Raw genomic sequence first — 19,623 nt, 5'->3', positions numbered from 1 at the left:
AGCCTTGGTTGGTGCAATCGCACTTCCGTATAAACAAATACCAATTAACCCTAACGCGGGCAGCATCCACAATCGTTTAAGTCCAAACTGTGAATTTGGTTTGACAAACTCAGTAATTGAACGGCCAAGCTGCTTATAATGATAGTGACGAAGTGGCTTTTCAATATAACGATACGATAGCTCACTAATCACCATAATGAGTACCACTTCAATTAACGCATTTAAAATCGGATGATCTGCGATATCCTGAATTTTCATCTCGTAAAAAATCATTACCGGAAACTGATAGAGATAAATACCATAACTGCGAGTACCAATCCATGCAAACACCGGGTTGGTTAACCACCGATTGATATCGGCCCCCGGATGTGCACATGCAGCAACCAACGTTGTAGAAACAACCGCCATAATAAACATGCCACCGCGATAGGTAAACGTATTTTGCCCGGCAAGTTTAAAGAACATCACTGCCATTACACCTATCGAAAGGATTCCAATGACATTTAACGTCCATCTGGATCCTCCAGAAATATTCTTCCGCAAATGAGTAGATGGCCAGATAATCGCGAGTAAGGCGCCAAATACAATTGAAAACATTCGCGTATCAGTCCCATAATAAACACGGTTCAGTGCATCCGGACCAGTGTATAGAACGCCCATTAACAGTCCCGATATAGCTGCCAAAGCAAGTAAAATATAAGCGATTACTTTTTTTCTTCTAATGATTAAAATCATGGCAATTAAAATCAACGGCCAGATCAGATAATACTGCCCTTCGATTGATAATGACCATAAATGGGTAAATGGTGATTCTCCGTTGAACCTGTCAAAATAACTTTGTCCATGACCGACTTCCCACCAATTATATAAATACAGCATATTAGTAGTAATAATCGACCTTAAATTAGTCAAAAGCGATCGTTCAAAAAGGGTTATGTACGTGCCGGTTCCCACCAGCATAAATACTAAAGCAGGATATAACCGTTTTAATCTCCGGGAATAAAATCCCCAAAAATCAATTTTGCCATTTTGCTCCCACTCTTGTAACAATAAATCCGTAATCAAATAACCCGATACAACGAAGAACGTCGGCACACCAAGATAACCACCTTGGAGGTTATACGGCAATAAATGATAAACAATTACCCCAACCACGGCCAGTGCACGAATGCCATCAAAACCTGTTATATATCGACTCTTCTTAAGTCTTTTCCCAGTTTGTTGTGAGCGAACCTGTTGCATTAAAAATCTTCCCTGTCTTAATTAAATTACTTTAAGCTACATAAGTGAATGAGAAGTCGAGGATAGTGACTGTGTCTCCATCCTTAGCACCGGCTTTCTCAAGTGCACTATCAATTCCCATACCCCTCATTTGGCGTGCGAATCTCAACATACTCTGATCATGTTCAGTATCAGTCATCTTGAACAGTTTTTCAATTTTATCTCCGGAAATAACCCAAGAATCGATTTCTTTATCAAAGGATATCTTAAAGGCCGGAGAATCAGTTTTATCAAAATCGTATTCCTTGGTGTTACTTTCTGTCTCGGACTGTTCCTGTGCTTGTAAGCGAGTCTGATCCAGAAGAGCGGCGGTTTTATTAATCAGTTCCGATAAACCGGCATGCGTTACTGATGATATAGCCAAAACTTCAGGCAACTCTGTATCCACGGAATGACCTGATGTCAATTTATCCTTAAAAATCTGTAAATTATCTTTGGCATTTGGCAAATCCATCTTAGTTGCGACTACAATTTGCGGCCGTTTTAAGATATCCGGATCATATTCAACTAATTCTTTATTGATTGCCAAATAATCATCATAAGGATCTCTGCCTTCAACACCGGACATATCAACAAGGTGTAAAATGACCCGAGTTCTCTCAACGTGTCGTAAGAATTGAAAACCGAGCCCAACACCTTTCGAGGCACCTTCCACTAATCCTGGTAAATCAGCAACAGCAAAGTCTCTGCCATCATCCAATCTAACCATTCCAAGGTTTGGTACCAGAGTGGTAAAATGATACCCAGCAATTTTTGGTTTCGCACTGGTAATAACTGAAAGTAACGTTGACTTTCCAGCGGATGGGAATCCAACCAAGCCAACGTCGGCCAGTACCCGTAACTCTAAACTCAAAGAAACTGCTTGACCGGGTTCACCATTTTCAGCAATTTCAGGCGCCGGATTTGTCGCACTTGCAAAATGGATATTACCACGGCCACCACGTCCGCCCTTAGCGACTGTTAATTCCTGATCCGGTTTCAACAAATCACCAATAACCTCACCTGTAGTTGTATCGGTTACGATGGTTCCTTCCGGTACGGGCACAATTAAATTATCGGCACTTTTTCCCGTCATCGACTTGTTACCACCATCGCCGCCATTTTTAGCTTTAAACTTACGATGGTAGCGGAAATCCATCAAAGTATTCATCCCTGAATCCACTTTAAATATGATACTTCCGCCTCGACCACCATCGCCGCCTGCTGGGCCACCATTAGGAACAAACTTTTCACGCCGAAACGCAACAATACCATTGCCGCCATTTCCGGCTTGTACATCAATTTTTACTTGATCAACAAACATCTTATCACCATTTCAAATTAATCCTTAACTTTAACCCATACAGTTGTTACCTTTTGAAGTATACCGAGTTTATATCAGAAGGTCAAAGGAATCCGAAAAAAAGAACAAAAGATTAAAAGATAACGAATCAATTAATTAATTTTTTATCTTGATAATTAACAACTTTTCTTTCTGCATCAATTTTACTCAATGAAAACTTAATGGTTTGAGCAACCGTTTCTGAAATTCCCAAAGCCTTCAAATCATCAACAGGTGCTGCGGAAATTTTCTTTAAAGATCCAAACTTTCGCAAAAGTTTATTTCTTGTTTTTGGCCCCACTCCAGCAATTGAGTCCAATCGGGAACCCAAAGAATTTTTAGCATGTACCTTGCGATGATAGGTAATTGCAAAGCGGTGGACTTCATCTTGAATTCGCTGAAGGAGGTAGAATCCCTGACTCTTGGGATCTAAATGAAGTGGTGTATCACTATCGCCAAATAACAAGTCAGCCGTTTGGTGATGCTCGTTTTTAACCATCCCGCCAACTGGAATATCTAACCCAAGTTCATTAACCAAAACATCTTTTACTGCATTCATTTGAATCGTACCGCCGTCCATTAATATCAAGTCGGGCATTTGAGCATGCTCTTTTAACAGCCGGGTATAACGTCGCCGAATGACTTCTCTGGTACTGGCTGCTTCGTCGGCATGGTCAACAGTCTTCAATTTATATTTTCGATATAAATTTTTATTAGGTTGACCGTCAACGAAAACGACCATTGCTGATACCAAATCGGCGCCCTGAATATGAGAATGATCAAAAGCTTCAACCTTGTGACCTTCTGGAATCCCCATCGCATCTGTTAATTCCTTCATTGCACCAGTCGTCTTGCTCTCATCCAATTCCAGCAACCGAAATTTTTCTTCCAGAACAAGCTGCGCATTTTTTCCGGCCATTTCCAACAAATCACGTTTTTGTCCACGTTTAGGTGTTCTTACTGGAATATCATCAACAACCGAGCTAACAACATCGTAAGGCAAGGAGCTGGGCACCAAGATCTCTTTAGGCAGAATCTGATTTTTTTGTTTATAGAATTGTGAAATGAAACTGACCATTTCTTCTTCAGGATCAGTAATAATTGGAAAAAAGCGCTTTTCGCGTTTCATTAATCGAGATTGACGGATAAAGAATACTTGAATGGATAGCCATCCCTTATTCATATAATAATTAAAGATATCTCTAGGTGTATTGTCATGCGAAATAATTTTCTGCTTTTCAACTGTTATCTCAATATACTTAATTAAATCCCGAATTTCAGCCGCCCGTTCATAGGCCATATTTGCCGAAGCGTCTTCCATTCGTTTAGCCAACATTTGTTTAGCATGGCCGACGTTGCCATTTAGAAACGACTTAATTCGCTTAATTTGACGATCATATACTGCCTCTGGGACTACTTTAAAACAAGCACCGAGGCATTGGCCCATGTGGTAATAAAGACATGGTCTATTTTGGAATCCGTTGCAGCGTCGAAGCGGATAAACCTTCTGCAAAAAGTTAACCGTCTCCTCCGCAGCATAGACATTTGGATAAGGGCCAAAATAATAAGCGCCATCTTTTAAAAGTGTATTAACAATTTTAATTTGAGGATCACGTTCATTGGTAATCTTGATATATGGATAACCACTGTGTCCCTGCTTGAGTTTAATGTTGAAATAAGGACGATGCTTTTGAATGAGTGTAATTTCGAGTAAAAACGCTTCTTTATCAGTTGAAGTAATAATTGTTTCAAAATCAGCAATTTCTGAAACCAGTCTTGCTGTTTTGCCTTCATGACTACTCTTAAAATATGAGCGAACACGATTTTTTAAATTTTTAGCTTTCCCAACATAAATAATTTTACCGTTGATATCCTTCATCAGATAACATCCTGGAAGTCCTGGTAATAAAGATAATTTATGTTCTAAATACTCGCTTGCCAAAAAATGTCCACTCCTTTCTTAATACTCAATATAAGAGTATAACTCGAATGTACGTTTGCTTCAATTATTAAATACCGAATCTTGTCACTCTCAAAAGGAATCATATCACAACCATGTTGATTGAAAAAGCCGCACCACTCAGATATCAAAAGTGATGCGGCTTTCATGTTCAAATGTAACAATCATATTACTTTATTGTTTACCCATTAATAAAACAGCTTGATCGCAAAAAAGTTATTTAGCTTCAATAATTTTACCAATAAAATCTTTGGCCCGCTCATTTTGTGGATTATCAAACATTTCGCTTGGTGAACCTTTTTCCAGAATATAGCCATCCGCCATAAACCATACTTGATTGGCAACAGATTTGGCAAATCCCATTTCATGAGTAACAACCACCATTGTCATCCCTTCATTTGCCAATTCCTGCATTACTTCCAGAACCTCACCAACCATTTCAGGGTCCAATGCACTGGTCGGTTCATCGAAAAGCATCACTTCAGGGCTCATTGCCAACGCCCGTGCAATCGCAACACGCTGCTGTTGACCACCCGAAAGGCTGCTTGGATAAGCATCCGCTTTAGATTGCAGTCCAACTCGGTCTAACAAATGCATGGCCGTCTTTTTAGCTTCATCCTCCGTCATATGCTTCACTCGCATCGGTGCTAACATCAAATTTTTCAGCACCGTCATATTAGGGAATAAATTAAAGCTCTGAAAAACCATTCCCATTCGTTCACGTAAATCTAACAACTGCTTACCATCAACATGGGTTAAATCCGTACCATCAAATTTAACCTCTCCGGAAGTGGGCTTTTCAAGGAGATTCAGGCAACGTAAAAAAGTACTTTTACCGGCACCGGAAGGACCAATCACACAAATCACCTGACCGGATTTCACTGTACCATTAATATCTTTTAAAATCGTATTTTCACCAAATTTTTTATTTAAATGATTAACTTCAATTACAGCTTTATCCTGCATGTTTCATCTTCCCTTCGTAGTGATTCAATAATCTTGTTAATAAGAATGTCATTAGGAAGTAAAGGACCATCGCTACGAATATCGGCATAACACCACGATACGTGTCGGCACGGACAATATTCAATTGATAAATAAGATCGGTAACTCCGATAATGGAGACGATTGAACTTTCCTTAATGAGCGAAATAAATTCATTCCCCAATGCCGGCCAAATATTTTTAAACGCTTGAGGCAAAATGACGTATCGCATCATATCCCCTTTAGTTAATCCCAAACTTTCCGCTGCTTCTGTTTGACCTTTGCCAACAGAATTAATGCCACCTCGAATGATTTCAGCAACATAAGCACCACTATTCAGCGAAACAGCAATCATTCCTGAAATTAAAGCCGGAATATTAATGATCACGCCAATTCCGAAATAGACAAACATCACTTGAACCATCAAAGGCGTTCCTCGAATAAATTCAGTGTAGCTGATTGCAAGCCCGCGCAACCACCTCTGTCTGCTGAAACGCATTAAAGCTAAAACTACTCCGATCAAAACACCAAAGAATGTTGAAACTAACGAAATCAGGATTGTGTACTCAACACCACTGGCAAAATACTTCCAGTAATGAAACATTGATGTATTAACGGTGTTAACTTTCATATACTTCCCTGCGCTAGCTAAGTATTTATCTGTTAAATGCTTCTTTTTGATCTGGACAATACTCTTATTAACGGCATTCACCAAACTTGTAGAACCCTTTTTAAAAGCAATTGCAGCGCCAATATCATTTTTATTGAGGTGATATCCAGAAGGAATCATCTTAAGACTTGGGTCATTTTTGACATAAGCTTCTGCACTTGGCTTTTCAATTCCCAAAGCATCAATTTTGTTAGTTTTAAGTGCCAAAACCAAATCGGTGGATTTATCCATTCCTTTAACCGTAGCTCCGGGAATTCGTTTCTTTGCCAAACCATACTGTAACGTTCCTGTTTGGGCACCAATTTTACCACCACGCAAGTTCTTCACGCTTTTATATTTATTAACATCTTTTGAATTAATCAGGAAGCTTTGACCTCCCGAATAATAAATGTCCGAAAAATCAACACTTTGACGACGCTCATTGGTTGGATTAATCCCACCAATGGCCATATCGGCTTTTCCAGTTTGGATTGCCACTAACAGTGAATCAAAATTCATACTTTTAATGACTAATTTCACGCCTAAATCTTTAGCCACTTTTTTGGCAACGTCAATATCCATTCCAACAATTCGGCTTTTGCCGCCCTTATTCACTTGGAATTCGTAGGGTGGATAATCCGGACTGGTTACCATAATCAATTCACCTCTTTGCTTAACTCTTTGAAGTGAATTGTCCGCAGCCGACGCACTATTAGTCTGAATGACACTAACAGTCAGTAAGGTCACAAAAACGAGCATCATTTGAATAATTGCTTTAAGCTTTTTCATCAACTTTCCCTCTCTCAAACAGATAATACAGAATATACTACCTCACTTTTATTGTTTATGCAATAAAAATTGAAAATTAGTCGTTTTTATTCATATTATGCTCGATATAATGCATATATGCAAAATTAACCAATAAAAGTGACTTTCCTGTTTAATTTTGATATGATTATCACGAAAAGAGATAAGGAGATGAACTAAATGGCACTCAAGATTAATCGACAGGACGACCTGGACGCCATCTTCGGCAAATTTGCTGAAATGAATCTCGACGATGATAAGCGGGACAAGTTTTTAAAGCATAAGAAAAACGATAAAGATAAGAAGCAGAAAAACGAGAAACGACCAGAAAAAAAGTAATATCCTTTATCCATTAGAGGATTCATCGATTATCCACTTCATTATAAAAACGACTGATGACAATTTTCCACTATTGTCATCAGTCGTTTTTTTATTTTGTATTAATGATAATGTGACCCAATAGTTAATTTTTGAAAGACCATATTAAAACAAACCAGCAGAGGCTTTCTAATCTACGAATTGCTTAATTCCTGCTTGGCATTTTTAATTTGGATTCTTACTTGGTCAAAACCGGTTCCACCTAACGAATGGCGACGCTCTACAGCCACCTCTGACTTAAGGTCATGGTAAACATCTGCTTCAATTTTAGGGGATGCTTCTTTCAACTCTTCAAGCGACATATCTTGAAGGTTTTTGTGCGTTTGAAGCCCCTTAAGCACTAACTGCCCCACAATACCGTGGGCTTCACGAAACGGTACACCCTTGGCAGCAAGATAGTCAGCTAATTCAGTAGCATTTGAAAAATCATTTTCAGTCGCATGCTTCATACGTTCAACGTTGGGTTTGGCAGTCTTAAGCATCCCATTAAAGACCTTTAATGAAGGCAGGAGCGTCTTAACCGTATCAAAGACACCCTCTTTGTCTTCTTGGAGGTCTTTATTGTACGCAAGTGGCAATGACTTCATAGTGGCTAACAGTCCCATTAAATGCCCATACACACGGCCACTCTTTCCACGAATAAGTTCTGCCATATCAGGATTCTTCTTTTGCGGCATGATTGAGCTACCGGTTGTATAGGCATCACTCAACTCAAGATACTTAAATTCGTGACTTACCCACATACTGATTTCTTCACAAAAACGTGATAAATGAAGCATCAAAATCGAACTATTACTTAAAAACTCCAATGCAAAATCTCGATCAGAAACAGCGTCCAGAGAATTTGCATATACTTGTCCGAATCCAAGCTCTTTAGCTGTGTATTCCCGATCGATCGGAAAAGTCGTACCAGCCAATGCAGCCGCTCCTAAAGGCATCATATCCGTATGCTTCATGTTAAATTCAAAGCGTTCTTTATCCCGCTTCAGCATTTGATAATAAGCCATTAAATAATGACCGTAAGAAATTGGTTGTGCGTGTTGAAGATGCGTGTACCCTGGCATAATTGTTTCAACGTTTTGTGCCGCCATTGATACCAGCGTTTTTTGAAGCGTTGTAATTTCATCGATGATCCTTGGTAAACGATTTTTGACATATAAATGAAAATCCGTCGCTACTTGATCATTTCGTGAACGAGCCGTATGGAGCTTTCCGGCAACCGGCCCAATTTTCTCAGTTAAGAGTGCCTCAATATTCATATGAATATCTTCATTCTCAACTGTAAAGGTGAGCTTACCTTCGTGTAACTCCTGTCGAAGTTCTTCCAGACCAGCCACGATTTGATCCACATCTTTACTATTAAGAATTTTTGTATAAGCCAACATCTTGACATGAGCCAATGACCCTTCGATATCTTCATCAGCCATTTGTTGATCAAACGAAATCGATGCACCGAACTCATCAACCCATTTTGATGCTTGCTCCTGAAAACGACCACCCCAAAGCTTCTTTGTACTCATTATTTCTTTGCTCCCATTTGAGAAGAGTAATTTCCTTGAATAGTAACCTTGTCTTCGGCGTGTGACTCAGTGACTGCTTTTACAAATTGGGACTGCTTATTTTTTAGTTGAACTTGTGAATAAACCTGTGTTGGAAGGCCCCAAAGCTTAATGAATCCTTTGGCAGCTTCTTGATCAAATGAATCTGATGCCGTATAAGTTGCCAAGTCCTTGTCGTAAAGTGAGGAACCCGATTTACGACCGAGAATTGTGACATTTCCTTTAAATAATTGTGCTTTAATAACACCGCTAACGACTTCTTGTGACTTGTCAATAAAGGCATTTAAAGCATCCATCAAAGGAGAGAACCAAAGTGCATTATAGACCAGCTCGCTCAATTGTTTCTCTACCGTTGGTTTAAAATGAGCCAAGTCACGTTCGAAAGTTAGATCTTCAAGCTCTTTATGTGCTTTAAGAAGAACAGTTGCGGCCGGGGCTTCATAAACCTCACGAGACTTGATACCCACCAAACGATTTTCAATGTGGTCGATTCGGCCGATTCCATGTTCGCCAGCAATAGTATTTAATTGTTGGATAATTTCTGAGAATTTCATCGGTTGACCATTTAGCTCAGTTGGAAGTCCCTTAACAAAGGTTAAATCAACAACTGCGGGTTTGTCAGGTGTATCCCCCAATGCATTTGTAATGGCAAACGCATCTTCCGGCGCACTATGCCATGGATCCTCCAAGACACCGGCTTCATTGGCACGTCCCCAAATATTTGCATCAATTGAATATGGTGAATCCAAATCAATTGGAATTGGAATATTATGTTTCTTTGCATAGTCAATTTCCTGTTCACGAGACCAGTGCCAGTCACGTACCGGGCTTAGAACCTCAAGCTGTGGATCCAAACTGTGAATTGCAACTTCAAAACGTACTTGATCATTCCCCTTACCAGTACAGCCATGAGCAACTGCTTGGGCATGTTCTTGATGAGCAAGGTCAACCAATGCCTTTGAAATAAGTGGACGTGACAATGCTGAAATTAACGGATAAGCCCCTTCATACATTGCATTAGCCTTTAATGCAACAGACGCATAATGGTCTGCGAAGTCGTCCAAAGCATCGATAACATATGCTTCGACAGCCCCAACATTAAGTGCCTTTTGCTTAATAAAGTTAAGATCCTTACCTTCACCAACATTTATACAACAAGCGACAACGTCGTAACCTTTATCGTTTAACCAAGGAATAGCAACGGATGTGTCCAGACCACCTGAATAAGCTAAAATTACTTTTTTATTTTCTGTCATTTATAAATACCTCGAATTTCTTAATTATCAATTAGTAATGAGGTTAACACCGATATTCATTAATTGCAACCATTTTTGCGTTTTATTCATTATTTTTCTAAATATTAAGTTTAATATGCATTTTGGCGCGTATCTTGTGCACTGAGAACCTTTTCAAATCAGACGCTTACTTAGAAAACGATAAGAATTTAATCACATAACAACCGAAATTCTTTGTAAACAAAAACAAGTAGATTAGGTCAAAATACAGGCTGACCTAATCTACTTGTTTAAAGCATCTTACTTTTATTTATAATTATTACAAATTAACTTGATTCAGGCCACCCTTTGATGACGGGTAGCGTTGCTTCAATCGCTTAATATTTTCAGAAGCAATTTGGTCAAAAGGAATATCAGCCCATTCAGCAATTTGCGAGAGATACCACAAAACATCTCCCAATTCTTTTGTCAGTTGGCCTTTATCTAATTTTGTACTTTGAAAAGTATATTTTCGGACAAGGTCAGCAACTTCACCTGATTCCCCTGTTAGCCCCAAAACACAGTTAGTAAGGACCTGCTCTTTCCCCATCAAAGTACGATTGGCAGCCTTTTGATAATCATCAAAATTCATTGATGCATTCTCCCTTCAATCCATTGCCAGATTTCTGTCTTTCCTTGTTTGGTTAATGCAGAAAAAGAAATCAGTTTTTCATTGGCATCCAAATTAAGTGTTTTTCGAATCAAGGACTCTTGTTTGTTCCATTTGCCTTTGGCAATCTTATCCATCTTGGTGGCCACTGTCAGAATTTCAATACCGTAGTATTTCAACCATTCATGCATGGATACATCGTCATTGGTTGGCGCATGACGACCATCAACCAGCGTAATGACCCCTCGCAATTGTTCTCTTTCCGTTAAATACTTCTCAATCATTTTACCCCATTTTTCACGATTAGCCTTCGAAGTTTTAGCATAACCATATCCTGGCACGTCAACGAAGAAAAGTTTATCCTCGATATTGTAAAAATTAAGTGTCTGCGTCTTCCCCGGCTGACTGGAAGTTCGTGCATATCCTTTTCGATTAATTAACACATTTGTTAAAGAAGATTTCCCAACGTTGGAGCGTCCGACAAATGCAATTTCTGGAAACCGCGTATTCGGGTACTGCTTTGCCTCCACTGCACTAATCGTTAAATCGACGTTTTGTACGTCCATTAAATCACCGTTCCTTTCCTTTCAAATAATGCAAAATCTCATTTTAGACAAAAAAAGAGCCTGACGGTAAACTGATTAAAGTTTACATCAGACCCCCTTTAATTACGATGCCTTTTTCAGAACAAGTTGCGGCTCTGTATGATTTGTAACGGTTTCTGGTGTAATAATCACCTTAGAAACATCATTTCTGCTTGGTAAATCAAACATAATATCACGCATAACATCTTCGATAATTGAACGGAGCCCACGGGCACCTGTATTTCGAGAAATCGCAAGTTGTGCCATCTTTTGCAAAGCAGCTGGTTGAAATTCAAGTTCAGCACCATCTAGCTCAATCAATTTTTGATATTGCTTAACAAGTGCATTTTTTGGTTCCGTTAAAATTCTAACCAAATCATGTTCATCCAACTTATCTAAAGCTGTCAGGATTGGGAGTCGGCCTATAAATTCAGGAATTAACCCAAATTTCAACATATCCTCCGGAATAACTGACTGCATAATATTCTTTGAATTGACATTTTTAGCTTCATCAGAATCTGTGCCGAACCCAATTGTTTTATCACCAAGTCGGCTCTTAACAATTCCTTCAATCCCATCAAACGCACCACCAACAATGAACAAAATGTTGGTTGTATCAATTTGAATGAATTCTTGTTGCGGATGCTTACGACCACCCTGAGGCGGTACATTTGCAATCGTACCTTCAAGAATTTTTAATAGTGCTTGTTGAACACCTTCACCGGAAACATCTCGTGTAATTGATACGTTCTCCGATTTCTTTGCAATCTTATCAATTTCATCAATGTAAATAATGCCCTTTTCAGCTTTATCAACATCATAATCTGCATTTTGCAATAACTTTAAAAGAATGTTTTCAACATCCTCACCAACATAACCGGCTTCCGTCAAAGTCGTTGCATCTGCAATTGCAAATGGGACATTTAAAATTTTAGCTAGTGTCTGGGCTAAATAGGTTTTACCAGAACCCGTTGGTCCGATGACACAAATGTTACTCTTCTGTAATTCCAAGTCATCATTTGGATCGCTAATCATTTCATTTACCCGCTTATAATGATTATAAACGGCTACAGCCAAAGTACGTTTGGCGTTTCCTTGGCCAATCACAAACTCATTTAGTTTGTCCAAGATTTGTGCGGGTGTCAACACCTTCAATAAATCTTCTGAAGTTTTCTCTGGTGCTAGTTCTTCATCAATGATCTCTTTACACAAATCGATACATTCATTACAAATGTAAACGCCTGGACCAGCAACAATCTTTTTTACCTGATCTTGAGTTTTACCACAAAAAGAACAGGTAATTGGTCCATTTGATTCGTTATCTTCGAACAATATATTCACTCCTCCATTAGAGTTGGAAGTTAATTCTGGTCAAACAATGGAGACCAAGAATAAAACTGACCACAGTAAAAATTAGCCCTATTCACTCTCCAACTATACGTAACTTTAACATATAATAGTCAAATTGCAATTAGAAGGGTTCACTTCAAAAAAAGACCCGTTATTAAAACGGATCTTTTAAAGAAAAGCCGTTTACTTTTCCGAACTATCTTTTTTATCTGTATCAGACTTTTCTTCTTTAGCTTTAGCATCCTGTTTCGAAGAATCAACGATCAAGTCAATAGCCTTCTTGATACCAATATCATGCTTGAGCATGTCATCAGTCAAAGCACTGCGAACAGCGTCTTCTTTCATGCCATATTGTGAAGCAAGATCCTTCACTTCAGCTTTGATATCATCCTCGGTTGGATTAATCTTTTCTGCATCCACAATTGCTTCCAGAACAAGATTGGTCTTAACACGACGCTCAGCACCATCAGAAAATTGTTTCTTCAAATCTTCCGGCTTTGTACCAGTCAATTGGAAATACATCTGCTGATTAATCCCTTGTTGTTGCATACCTGCAAGGTATTGATCCATTTGTCGTTGAATATCTTCATCAAGCATGGCTTGTGGGATATCCTTAACTTCTGAATTGTCAACAGCTTGGTTAATAGCAGCATCTTCAATTGCTTCACGAGCTTCATTTTTCTTTTGAGTCTTAAGATCGTCTTTAATCTTTTCTTTTAACTCATCAAGTGAATCTACGTCTTCATCGACATCTTTAGCAAAATCGTCGTCTAATTTTGGCAATTCCTTTGTTTTTACTTCGTGAATAGTAGTCTTAAAGATCGCGTCTTTACCTTGAAGATCCTTTGCTTGATAATCATCAGGGAATGTTACCTTAACGTCGACTTCATCACCAGCTTTATGGCCAACTAATTGGTCTTCAAAGCCTGGAATAAACGAATTTGATCCAAGTTCCAAGGAATGGTTTTTGGCACTGCCACCATCAAATGGCTTGCCATCAACTGTTCCGTCAAAGTCGATCACAACCGTATCGCCTTTTTCAGCAGCTTTACCTTCTTTAAGAACTAGTTCTGCTTCGTTTTGACGTTTCTTTTCAAGTTCTGCGTCAATATCCTTTTGGTAAACTCGGGTATTTTGCTTTGGTACACTTAATCCTTGGTAGTTACCAAGTTTTACTTCCGGCTTAACAGTCACATTAGCCTTAATAACCCATGGTTTGCCCTTTTCCATTGATTCAACGTCAATCTTTGGTTGGTCAACTGGCTCAATTTTTGCTTCGTCAACAGCCTTTGAATATTCGTCTGGCAATAGAATGTTTAAAGCATCCTCATACAATGCTTCCTCGCCATACATTTGGTTAAAAATGGCACGAGGTACTTTTCCTTTACGGAATCCAGGAACCCGAATACTGTTTTTGTTTTTCTTAAATGCACGGTCTAAACCGCTTTTGATAGAATCAGTACCAATTTCGAAAGTTAATTCACCATCGTTGGTACCCTTCTTTTCCCATTTTGCAGACATCTTTTTCCCTCCGAGACGACAAACATATTTTTTTACAATTCATAATTGCATAACATTGTTATTTTAACGTATTAATAACAAAATGTAAAATGCTAAATGAATTTAAAGTAGACAAATTGATATGATAAATAAAAAAGCTGCAAGGATCACTCCTCACAGCTTTTCAATATTAATTAGCGAAATTAGTCGTTAACGTCACTAACAATACCGGCACCAACAGTATGGCCACCTTCACGGATGGTAAACTTAGTACCTTTTTCAATGGCAACTGGCTTAGTTAATTCAACATTGAATGTAACGTTATCACCAGGCATAACCATTTCAACGCCCTTTTCTAGTTCAATAACACCGGTAACATCGGTAGTATGGAAGTAGAATTGTGGTCGGTAGTTTGAGAAGAATGGCGTATGACGGCCACCTTCTTCTTTAGTCAAGATATATACTTGGCCTTCAAACTTCTTGTGAGTTTGAATTGAACCAGGTGCGGCAAGAACTTGTCCACGAACAACTTGGTCGCGATCGATACCACGAAGAAGAACACCAACGTTATCGCCGGCTTGACCTTCATCAAGTGTCTTACGGAACATTTCCAAACCAGTAACAGTTGACTTCAAAGGAGCATCGTTCAAACCAACGATTTCAACTTCGTCACCAATCTTAACAACACCACGGTCAATACGTCCTGAAGCAACAGTACCACGACCAGTGATCGTAAATACGTCTTCAACAGGCATCAAGAATGGCTTGCTGTCATCACGTTCTGGAGTTGGAATATATTCATCAACGATATCCATTAAGTCAAGGATAACTTGTTCTTGTTCCTTGTCGCCTTCAAGAGCCTTAAGAGCGGATCCACGGACAACAGGAATGTCATCACCAGGATAATCGTATTCAGAAAGTAATTCACGAACTTCCATTTCAACCAAATCAATTAATTCGTCATCGTCAACTAAATCAGTCTTGTTTAAGAAGACAACGATGTAATCAACACCAACTTGGTGGGCAAGCAAGATATGCTCACGAGTTTGTGGCATAGGACCATCAGTTGCAGCAACAACCAAGATGGCACCATCCATTTGAGCGGCACCAGTGATCATATTCTTGATGTAGTCAGCATGTCCTGGGGCATCAATATGCGCATAGTGACGCTTTTCAGTTTCGTACTCAACGTGAGCAGTGTTGATCGTAATACCACGTTCACGTTCCTCTGGGGCTGCATCGATATCAGCATAGTCTTCAGCCTTTGCAAGACCTTTAGAAGCCAATACCTTTGTGATTGCAGCAGTTAAAGTAGTTTTCCCATGATCAATATGGCCAATAGTACCAATATTTACATGGGGTTTTGTTCTTTCATAATGTTCTTTTGCCATTAATGAAACCTCCTGTTGTTTTCAAGAATTACATCAATTCGCATCAATGCATTTCTAAATGATATTATACTACATCTTCTTGAAAAGACAAAGCAGTCTAATTTCGAAGAATCCTTAAGTATTATATCGGTACTTAATTTGTTTGTAAACAGATTATTATCGTTTTCTCGAAATATTTTTCATTAAACGAATTTTATGAAGCTTTCTGCTTGATGAATTTGTTTAATCCATCCCAGCATCTCTCGCTGAGCCGGTGTGTTTGCCTCTAAGTGATCGCCAAATAAATCAGCTACGATAATTTTAACCCAGAACTTAGAATCTTGAATAACCTTATCAAAGAAAGGATAAATATAACTGCTTTGCGTAAAGAGTTCTTTTTCGAGTAACTGAAACTTAATAGGATCATCGGCTCCATATTGCTTATCGATTTCCCTCAACGCATCAATAAGCACATGATAAGCGGTTAACGGTTTCAGTTCATTGAGAGGAAGATGATAGCTATTTTTATCAATCCAAGTTAAATCGATCGTTTCCCCACTTCCAACTGCATTTAATTCAAGCAAAACCTGGGTTTTGGAAACCTGCCACCCAAATGGATCGGACAGAAGCAATTTAGCTGCTGTCAAATACTCTTTCAATGGCATCTTCAGCGCATCATTAATGCCGTGAACCTGTTTATAGGCATCCAATGAGCCCAAGTGTGCTAAATTTTTCATTTTGTTATTCAAGTCATTTCTGTCTTTTTCTCGATATCTTTCTTCTGCATTTTCAATTTTGGCAAGCCATTTCAGCCTTTGAGTTGACGACACATTCGGCAAGAATTCTCTGGCAAACATAAATCCATTATTTTCTAGCACAATATGAAAAATAGCTGGTAAATATTTGGGAACCTCGAAAAGCTGCTCACGATAATCAAAGATAATGCGATAGGCATCAGCAGACTCATGCAAAGCAAAAAGAGCTTGCGCCATCAGTAAGTGAATACGAAGGTCGTCAGGATACTTTTTCTCTAGATGCTCCGTTTTGTTCAATACCTGATGGAATTTTTGATCATCAAGGTCCTCTTCAGCACTCCAAAAGATAACCTGATCATTTTTGGAAAATTTACTCATATTCCCTCCGTTACTAATTACAAAAAGGTGGTTTAAAAACAAATCAGAGTCTGGGGGAACAAAAATAACATTCTGTCCCCCAACCTCTGATTATTTGTTATAAAGATATTAAAGTTAATTTTCTTCTTTAGCTGTACTTTTGGCAGCATTCTTTGAATGCTTTTTATTAGTACGTCTATGATGCTGATTAACTTCCATAATAACAGGAAGAATAACCGGGCGACGTTTTGTTTGCTTATACAAATAATCGCTTAAAGTTTCACGAACATCCTGCTTTAAATTACTCCAATCAAACTCTTTGTGATCAAGATTATTGCGGACTGTCTTCTCAATAATTCCCGCAGCTTCCTTCATTAAGTCCTTGTTTGCTTTAACGTATACAAATCCTCGTGATGTCAACTTAGGCTGAGAAACAATTCGTTTCTTTTTCCGATCAATCGTGACAACAGCAACAAAAATGCCATCTTCTGAAAGCACCTTTCGATCTCGAAGAACGATATTACCAATGTCACCAATACCAATACCATCAATCATGGTATCAGAAATTGGTGCACTCCCACTAATCCACATTTCATCTTTATTAACAGAAACAATATCTCCCTTATCAGGGATAAAAATGCGATCATCTGTAAAACCAATTTGTTTTGCTAATTGTGCGTGGGATTCCAACAAGCGATATTCACCTGAAACAGGGATTAAAAACTTCGGCTTTAATAAATTCATAATAAGCTGAAGATCGGTTTGGCTTGCATCACCAGACGAATTCATTTGATCAGAAATCATCTCAACTTCACCATCAGCCCGATAAACCATGTCACGCGTTTTGGCAACTGTTGTTTCCATAGCAGTTGAGGGAGTAGTTGTAATAAAGACTAAATCATTAGGTTCAATGTTAATGTCGCCCTGCTCTTTATTAGCCATTCGTTGAATTGCCTTGATAGGCTCACCCATTTTACCCGTTTGGATAATAACCACTTTATCAGGATTCATCTTATCGACATCCTTCACAGAGTCAATCAACAAATCGTCCACTGGTAGTTTCAAATTGTGCAATCTTAGTGCTGTTTTAACAATTCGCTCCAAGTCGTGACCAGTTAAGAAGACCCTTCTGCCAGTTTCGGCAGCAGCATTAAAGACTTGCTGCATTCGTAAGATATTTGAAGCAACACTAGCAACAATAATCCGACTATCATGATAATGGAATGTTTCTGTGATATACTCGCCAATTTTCTTTTCCGAAGCGCTGGATGCCGGGTTTTCAGCATTCCCAGAATCACTAAGTAAGGCCAAAACACCTTCATCGCCTAAGCGCGTTAGAGCAGAATAATTGGTTTGATACATTGGGGCGGCTGTTTGATCAAACTTAAAGTCACCGGTATATACAATTGCACCATCTGAAGTATGAAGTGCTATCCCTAAAGAGCCAGGAATTGAATGGGTTGTCTTAAAGAAAGTAACTTTGACATCATCAAAATCAATTTCAGAACGTTCACTAACAATGTGAAAGTCGTCAAAACTGCTTAACTCTTCAGAATCAGCCACATTTAATTTAGCTAACTCAACTGTCATTTCTGATCCAAATACAGGTACATCAAACTCACTCAAAAAGTATGAGATTGCGCCAATTGCATCAGCATGTCCATGAGTCAAGAATACACCAACAATTCGATCCTTATTTTCTTCTAAATAACTAAAATCAGGAATAACTACATCAATTCCCAGTAATTCATTTTCGGGATATTTAAGACCGCAATCTAAAATATAAATCCCGCCGTTGATGTCAATCGCATACATGTTTTTACCATTCTCGCGGACACCACCAATGGCCATAATTTTTATATCGTTTTTCATGTTTCACCTCAAAAAATATTTATCGTTCTTTTTTAAACGTTCGGATTCAGCTTCTATTAGTTTACCATATTTTTTCAAAACAACCGAATTTTTCCATTGTAAACCGAAAAAAGCCGCAAACAAAACAAAAATGTTTTGTCCGCGACTTTTTACAATTATCAAAGAAGACTTGATATTGTCGATATATTAACGACGCAATCCTAAGCTCTTGATTAATTCACGATAACGAGTAACATCCTTATTACGCAAGTATGCCAACAAGTTACGACGATGACCAATTTTCTTCATAAGACCACGTTGTGAATGATAATCTTTACGGTGATTCTTCATATGAATGTTGATTTCGTTAATATCTGCAGTCAAAACAGCGATTTGAACCTCTGCAGAACCTGTATCGCCATCGTGACGAGCGTACTTTTTGATAAGTGCGTCTTTTTCTGATTGTGCAACTGCCATAATTAATTTCCACCTTTTCTTTAAATGATCCAACAACTGAGTCAACGGCAGTGGTACCGGTAAACTAAGTCGAAGGTCCGTGTAACATACAAAGGATAGTATACCTAATTTATCTATTAAATACAAGGAAATCTTTCCGTTTCCATTTGGGTTTGACTTGCAATCATCCTTACAGTTTTGTATAATGATGCTTGTTGAAATTTAATAATTTTACCAAGAAATCTTTCGGAGGTGAATCCAATGCCAATTATCAAGTCAGCTATCGAACGAGTAAAAACTAATGAAAAAGCCCAAAAGCGTAACGCAGCTCAATTGAGTACTTACAGAACAGCTGTTAAACGGTTTGAAAAAGCTCAACTCAGTGGTTCAGACGATGTAAAGGACCTTTACATCAATGCAATTAGTGCCATTGATCATGCTAAGTCAAAGGGATTAATTAAAGCTAATAAAGCAGCTCGTGACAAGTCACGTCTTACTGCTCGTTTATCTAAATAAAACTTTTCAGTTGTTAGTCACTTACATGCTAACAACTTTTTTATTAATTAAAAGAGTCCGT

Annotated in this window: 17 protein-coding genes; 2 read left to right on the top strand and 15 right to left on the bottom strand. The window is 38.5% G+C overall.

Annotated elements, in window-relative coordinates; translation table 11 throughout:
- The 5 genes from HMPREF0519_RS12455 to HMPREF0519_RS12435 all read right to left on the bottom strand — a co-directional run.
- Positions 1-1,242, bottom strand: a 1,242-nt coding sequence (locus HMPREF0519_RS12455) for an acyltransferase family protein (RefSeq protein ID WP_003636703.1), incomplete at its 3' end; no start/stop codon positions are given.
- Between the two features lie 31 nt (positions 1,243-1,273).
- Positions 1,274-2,584, bottom strand: coding sequence for a GTPase ObgE (obgE, locus tag HMPREF0519_RS12450; RefSeq protein ID WP_003636702.1), 1,311 nt, complete (start codon positions 2,582-2,584; stop codon positions 1,274-1,276).
- 127 nt (positions 2,585-2,711) lie between these two features.
- Complete coding sequence (gene uvrC / locus HMPREF0519_RS12445) at positions 2,712-4,544, bottom strand: excinuclease ABC subunit UvrC (RefSeq protein WP_040472841.1); 1,833 nt, start codon at positions 4,542-4,544, stop codon at positions 2,712-2,714.
- 234 nt (positions 4,545-4,778) lie between these two features.
- The gene (locus tag HMPREF0519_RS12440; RefSeq protein WP_003561427.1) at positions 4,779-5,528 is read right to left on the bottom strand and encodes an amino acid ABC transporter ATP-binding protein; all 750 of its coding nucleotides are present in this window, start codon (positions 5,526-5,528) and stop codon (positions 4,779-4,781) included.
- On the bottom strand, positions 5,518-6,984 hold the full coding sequence (locus tag HMPREF0519_RS12435; protein WP_003636697.1) for an ABC transporter substrate-binding protein/permease: 1,467 nt from the start codon (positions 6,982-6,984) through the stop codon (positions 5,518-5,520). The genes HMPREF0519_RS12440 and HMPREF0519_RS12435 overlap by 11 nt, the downstream gene beginning before the upstream one ends.
- Positions 6,985-7,182: 198 nt before the next feature.
- On the opposite strand from HMPREF0519_RS12435, the gene HMPREF0519_RS13970 reads away from it, so the two are divergent.
- Positions 7,183-7,341 (top strand): SPJ_0845 family protein, encoded by a 159-nt coding sequence (locus tag HMPREF0519_RS13970; RefSeq protein ID WP_003555285.1) that lies wholly within the window; start codon positions 7,183-7,185, stop codon positions 7,339-7,341.
- 173 nt (positions 7,342-7,514) lie between these two features.
- On the opposite strand, the gene argH is transcribed toward HMPREF0519_RS13970, so the two are convergent.
- The 10 genes from argH to rpsO form a co-directional block, all read right to left on the bottom strand.
- The gene (gene argH / locus HMPREF0519_RS12430) at positions 7,515-8,900 is read right to left on the bottom strand and encodes an argininosuccinate lyase (protein WP_003561429.1); all 1,386 of its coding nucleotides are present in this window, start codon (positions 8,898-8,900) and stop codon (positions 7,515-7,517) included.
- Positions 8,900-10,195 carry an argininosuccinate synthase gene (locus HMPREF0519_RS12425; RefSeq protein ID WP_003561431.1) on the bottom strand — a complete coding sequence of 432 codons (1,296 nt, stop codon included), beginning with the start codon at positions 10,193-10,195 and terminating at the stop codon, positions 8,900-8,902. Before HMPREF0519_RS12425 ends, argH begins: the two co-directional genes overlap by 1 nt.
- Positions 10,196-10,493: 298 nt before the next feature.
- Positions 10,494-10,805 (bottom strand): nucleoside triphosphate pyrophosphohydrolase family protein, encoded by a 312-nt coding sequence (locus tag HMPREF0519_RS12420; protein ID WP_003561433.1) that lies wholly within the window; start codon positions 10,803-10,805, stop codon positions 10,494-10,496.
- The gene (gene yihA / locus HMPREF0519_RS12415; protein WP_003555277.1) at positions 10,802-11,389 is read right to left on the bottom strand and encodes a ribosome biogenesis GTP-binding protein YihA/YsxC; all 588 of its coding nucleotides are present in this window, start codon (positions 11,387-11,389) and stop codon (positions 10,802-10,804) included. Before yihA ends, HMPREF0519_RS12420 begins: the two co-directional genes overlap by 4 nt.
- Positions 11,390-11,491: 102 nt before the next feature.
- Positions 11,492-12,739 (bottom strand): ATP-dependent Clp protease ATP-binding subunit ClpX, encoded by a 1,248-nt coding sequence (gene clpX, locus HMPREF0519_RS12410; RefSeq protein WP_035463037.1) that lies wholly within the window; start codon positions 12,737-12,739, stop codon positions 11,492-11,494.
- Between the two features lie 201 nt (positions 12,740-12,940).
- Positions 12,941-14,278: a trigger factor gene (gene tig, locus HMPREF0519_RS12405; RefSeq protein ID WP_003561437.1), complete on the bottom strand. Its 1,338-nt coding sequence runs from the start codon at positions 14,276-14,278 to the stop codon at positions 12,941-12,943.
- A gap of 182 nt (positions 14,279-14,460) precedes the next feature.
- Positions 14,461-15,648, bottom strand: a complete 1,188-nt coding sequence (gene tuf / locus HMPREF0519_RS12400; protein ID WP_003636693.1) for an elongation factor Tu — start codon at positions 15,646-15,648, stop codon at positions 14,461-14,463.
- Between the two features lie 182 nt (positions 15,649-15,830).
- The gene (locus HMPREF0519_RS12395) at positions 15,831-16,760 is read right to left on the bottom strand and encodes a hypothetical protein (protein ID WP_003636691.1); all 930 of its coding nucleotides are present in this window, start codon (positions 16,758-16,760) and stop codon (positions 15,831-15,833) included.
- A 114-nt stretch (positions 16,761-16,874) separates the two neighbouring features.
- Entirely contained in the window at positions 16,875-18,611 is a 1,737-nt protein-coding gene (locus HMPREF0519_RS12390; RefSeq protein WP_003636690.1) for a ribonuclease J, read from the bottom strand.
- Positions 18,612-18,797: 186 nt separating this feature from the next.
- Positions 18,798-19,067 (bottom strand): 30S ribosomal protein S15, encoded by a 270-nt coding sequence (gene rpsO, locus HMPREF0519_RS12385; protein WP_003561445.1) that lies wholly within the window; start codon positions 19,065-19,067, stop codon positions 18,798-18,800.
- 240 nt (positions 19,068-19,307) lie between these two features.
- Here rpsO and rpsT point away from each other — a divergent pair, with 240 nt between their 5' ends.
- Entirely contained in the window at positions 19,308-19,562 is a 255-nt protein-coding gene (gene rpsT / locus HMPREF0519_RS12380; RefSeq protein ID WP_003555260.1) for a 30S ribosomal protein S20, read from the top strand.
- The last annotated feature ends 61 nt before the right edge of the window (positions 19,563-19,623 follow it).

The organism is Lentilactobacillus hilgardii DSM 20176 = ATCC 8290, from assembly GCF_000159315.1.
Taxonomy (GTDB): Bacteria; Bacillota; Bacilli; order Lactobacillales; family Lactobacillaceae; genus Lentilactobacillus; species Lentilactobacillus hilgardii.
This window is presented reverse-complemented; position numbering and strand designations above follow the sequence as displayed.